Source organism: Novosphingobium sp. (assembly GCF_025351285.1).
GTDB lineage: Bacteria > Pseudomonadota > Alphaproteobacteria > Sphingomonadales > Sphingomonadaceae > Novosphingobium.
This window is the reverse complement of record NZ_JANXWG010000100.1, coordinates 1-3959: the sequence shown is the minus strand read 5'-3', so window position 1 is coordinate 3959 and position 3959 is coordinate 1. Positions and strand designations below refer to the sequence as shown.

General features: G+C 65.5%; 3 protein-coding genes and 1 pseudogene. All 4 read right to left on the bottom strand.

Features of this window, described 5'->3' with window-relative positions; translation table 11 throughout:
- Positions 1–590: pseudogene (locus Q0R16_RS12410) on the bottom strand (apolipoprotein N-acyltransferase); the annotation flags it as partial.
- 34 nt (positions 591–624) lie between these two features.
- Positions 625–1920 (bottom strand): DUF4167 domain-containing protein, encoded by a 1296-nt coding sequence (locus tag Q0R16_RS12405; RefSeq protein ID WP_295636343.1) that lies wholly within the window; start codon positions 1918–1920, stop codon positions 625–627.
- A gap of 99 nt (positions 1921–2019) precedes the next feature.
- On the bottom strand, positions 2020–2898 hold the full coding sequence (prmC, locus tag Q0R16_RS12400; RefSeq protein ID WP_295636337.1) for a peptide chain release factor N(5)-glutamine methyltransferase: 879 nt from the start codon (positions 2896–2898) through the stop codon (positions 2020–2022).
- Positions 2891–3952: a peptide chain release factor 1 gene (prfA, locus tag Q0R16_RS12395; protein WP_295636340.1), complete on the bottom strand. Its 1062-nt coding sequence runs from the start codon at positions 3950–3952 to the stop codon at positions 2891–2893. The genes prmC and prfA overlap by 8 nt, the downstream gene beginning before the upstream one ends.
- Positions 3953–3959: the final 7 nt, after the last annotated feature.

Sequence of the window (3959 nt, the reverse complement as noted above, 5' to 3'; positions counted from 1 at the left end):
GACAAGGCGTAAGTGCCGAACCACGGCGCGATCCGCGCAAGGCCGGGCCGGGCGAAGCCACCCAGCGTCACCATCCCCAGCGGGTTCCACGCAAAGCCGGTGAACACCCAACTGCGCAACCATTCGCCGATCACCCACGCTCCCGCCAGCGCGAGCGTGGGCAGCAGCAGCCGTCCGGCGCCATCGCGCCCGACAATCAACCGCGCAAGCACCGTCGGCACCGCGACAAACAGCGCGAGGTAAAGCGAAAGCAGGAACACCGCGATCCAGCCGAGCCAGCCGGGCATCGCCTCCTGATACGTGAAGGCGGTCGCAATCCAGCCATTGCCGATCGTGAACAATCCCACGCCGAACAACCAGCCGAGCAGGCCGGCCGACAAGGCGCCCCGGCTGCGCGCAGTTGCACCGATCAGCCAGGCGAACGCAATCAGAGTCAGCGGCCATAGCCCGAGCGGCGCAAAGCCGAGCGAAGCCAGCCCGCCGAACACCGGAGCGATGATCCAGGGATGCGCCTGCAACCAGCCCGACATGCCGCCGGCAGCACCGGCTTGCGGCGCTTCGGCTTCGGTTTGGTGGGGATCAGCCGACATGGCAGGCCCGCACGATTGCGCGATCAGTCGTCGTTCAGCCGTCCACGACCTCGGTCGAGCTTTCCGCCCCATCCGCAACTGGCAGCGGATTCTTGCGCGGGCGGCCGCGACGGCGAGGTGCCGGTGCAGCCTCGCCCGCCTCAGCCGATGGTTCGGCGGCCGGTTGGGGCGCAGCGCGAACCTCTCCCTCATCTGCATTGTCCCGGTCGAGCCGGGGACCGAGCGCCGGCGGCAACATCGAAGGATCGAGCCCACCTTCGCGCGGCGCAATGCGCGGAGTATCGGACGCGGATGCAGCGTTCGACTGGCCATCACGCGCCTCTTCGTCGCGGCGGAAGCGGTTGCCCCCGCGCGGACGCAAGCCGCGGTTGCCGCGCGCTTCGGGCACGAACGGATTGGCGCCGGCATCCTTGTCGATCGGTTCGCCTTCGTCACCCTGGCGCACTTCGAACGCGCTGGCAGCGGGCGTTATCGCACTGGCAGCGGGCGTTATCGCGCTGGCAGCGGGCGTTGCAGCGGCGCGGTTCAGCGGTTCGCGGCGAGACTGGTCGTATTCCGGCCGATCGCGGCGCGGTTCACGCTCGGCACGGTTATCGCGCGGTTCGCGCGGTTCACGGTTTTCGCGCGGTTCGCGCTCGGGGCGATTGTCACGGTCGCCACGGTTGTCGCGCTGTTCGCGAGGCTCGCGGTTTTCGCGCGGCTGTTCGCGGCCCTCTTCGCGCCGGGGTTCTTCACGGCGGGGTTCTTCACGGCGTGGTTCTTCACGGCGCGCTTCGGGGCGGTTGACCAGTGGGCGATCGAATGCCGGAAAATCGGCATCGTTGCTGAAATCAAGACCATCATCGTCCTGCTCGGGCGTTTCCTGCCAGCGTTCACCCGGCTGACGGGTGCGCTGTTCTTCCTGCCGAACGCGAGTGTCAGCGATCACACGAAAGTAATGGTCCGCGTACTGAAGGTAGGATTCGGCCTGAACGCGATCACCATTGAGATGCGCATCGCTGGCCAGCTTGCGGAACTTTTCAAGCATTTGCGGCGCATTGCCGCGCGCCCGACTGTCGATCCGGTTAAGCTGCTGACCGCCGCCTTGCGGACGATTACCCCCGCCCGTGTTGTTATTGTTGTTACCACGACCGCGACGGCGGTTGTTGTTGTTGTTGCCACGGTTGTTGTTCAAGAGAGGCACGTCCTTATCTGGCACGAAATCGTCTTCGGTACGACGTCCAACACGAACTGGCGGGGGAAGTGTCCTTCGCTCGAAGGTTCTTCGCTCTCCGCCGGCCGCGCGGGCGCAGCCACCGACCCCATTCCCGTGGATCGTGGTTCCCAGCATCTGCGGCTTGTGGACCCTGTTCGGGGTCATCGAACCAGACAAATGGTGGATGGGGCGGGAGCGGGAAGCCTTCGTCCGCAGCCCTGCCTTGCTTGGTAATTAGTCGGGCGTCCGGCGCTTGCCAAGCGAAATATTGCTTTGGTCCCGCATTTCGAGTGCGCGGGGCCTTCCGGCAAGGTCGCGGTGCAAATCCGCGGAAAGTCCCGAGTCGGCCGCCAGCGCGGTCACGGCAGCGGCTTGGGACGATCCGATCTCGACTAGCGCCACCCCGCCCGGCGCCAGGAGACCCGGCAATTGCGGTACCAGAATGCGGTAGGCATCGAGCCCTTCGGGCCCGGCGAACAGCGCGCCCGCCGGTTCGTGATCGCGCACCACCCGCGCCAAAGGCGCATCGGTTTCGACATAAGGCGGGTTGGCAAGGACCAGTTCGAACAGCCCGAGATCGTCCGCCCAGCCTTGGGTTTCCCAATCATGTTGGAGCAACCGCACCCTTTCGGCCAGCTCCAGCCGATGCGCGTTTTCGGCAGCGATGGCCAAAGCTTCGCCCGAGCGATCGATGCCCACGCCGGTTGCGCCCGGCCACTGCGCCAGCGCCGCCAGCAGCAGCGCGCCCGAGCCGGTGCCGCAGTCGAGAATGCGATACGGCGGCTGGGCGGCAAAGGCTGCCAGCGCGGCGTCGATCAGCGTTTCGCTATCCGCGCGCGGGATCAGAACAGCGGGCGTAACCCGAAGTTCCAGCCCGTAGAACTCGGCCTGGCCGAGGATATAGGCCACCGGCTCGTGCGCCAACCGCCGCCGGTAAAGCGCATCGAAGCTGGCCGGAACGGCATCGCGCATATGCCGTAGCAACAGGTCCGACCGCGAGACACCCAGCGCCGCCGCCATCAGCAGTTCGACATCGAGCCGCGCGCTGGGGCTGACTTCGCCCAATTCAGCCGCCGCGATCCGCAGTCGCCCACCGATCGTCGTGTCAGGCATCGAGCGCGGCGAGCCGCTTCGCCTGGTCCTCGGCGATCAGCGCGTCGATCAGCTCGTTCAAGCCCGGCCCTTCGAGGATTTCGGGCAGCCGGTGCAGCGTCAGGTTGATGCGGTGATCGGTCACGCGGCCTTGCGGGAAGTTGTAGGTGCGGATGCGTTCGGAGCGATCGCCCGAACCGACCATCGCCTTGCGCGCCTCGGCCTCGGCGCCGTGGGCCTCGGCGCGGCGCAGATCGTAAAGCCGCGTGCGCAGCACTTGCAGCGCCTTGGCCTTGTTCTTGTGCTGGCTGCGCTCGTCCTGGCAGATCACCACCAGCCCGGTGGGCAAATGCGTGATCCGCACCGCGGAATCGGTGGTGTTGACATGCTGGCCGCCTGCGCCAGAGGCCCGCATGGTGTCGATGCGGATGTCACTGGCCGGGATGACCAGATCAACCTCTTCCGCCTCGGGTAACACGGCGACTGTGGCCGCCGAGGTGTGAATCCGGCCCTGCGCCTCCGTCTCCGGCACCCGTTGCACCCGGTGAACACCACTTTCGAACTTCAATCTTGCAAAGACCCCATCGCCTTTGACCGAGGCCGAAACTTCCTTGATCCCGCCAAGATCACTGTCCTGTTGTTCCAGGATTTCAAACTGCCAGCCCTGCGATTCGGCATACTTCTGGTACATCCGCAAAAGGTCTGCCACGAAAAGTGCCGCCTCTTCACCGCCGGTTCCGGGGCGGATTTCGAGGATTGCCGGGCGCGCGTCGGCAGCATCCTTGGGCAAGAGCGCCAGTTGCAGACGATGTTCCATCTGTGGAATCCGCTGTCTTAGGTGCGGAAGTTCCTCTTCAGCCAAGGCCTTCATCTCTGGGTCCGACAGCATCGCCTCGGTTTCGGACACCTGATCAAGTGCCTGACGATACGAGGTAATTTCGGACACGATCAGCTTGAGGTCGGAATATTCCCGTGCGATTGTGGCGATTTCGGCAGGGGCGGCACCGGCGTTCAGACGCGCCTCGAGATACTCGAAACGCTGGGTGATCTGGGCGAGTTTGTCCATCGGAACCATGACGGCG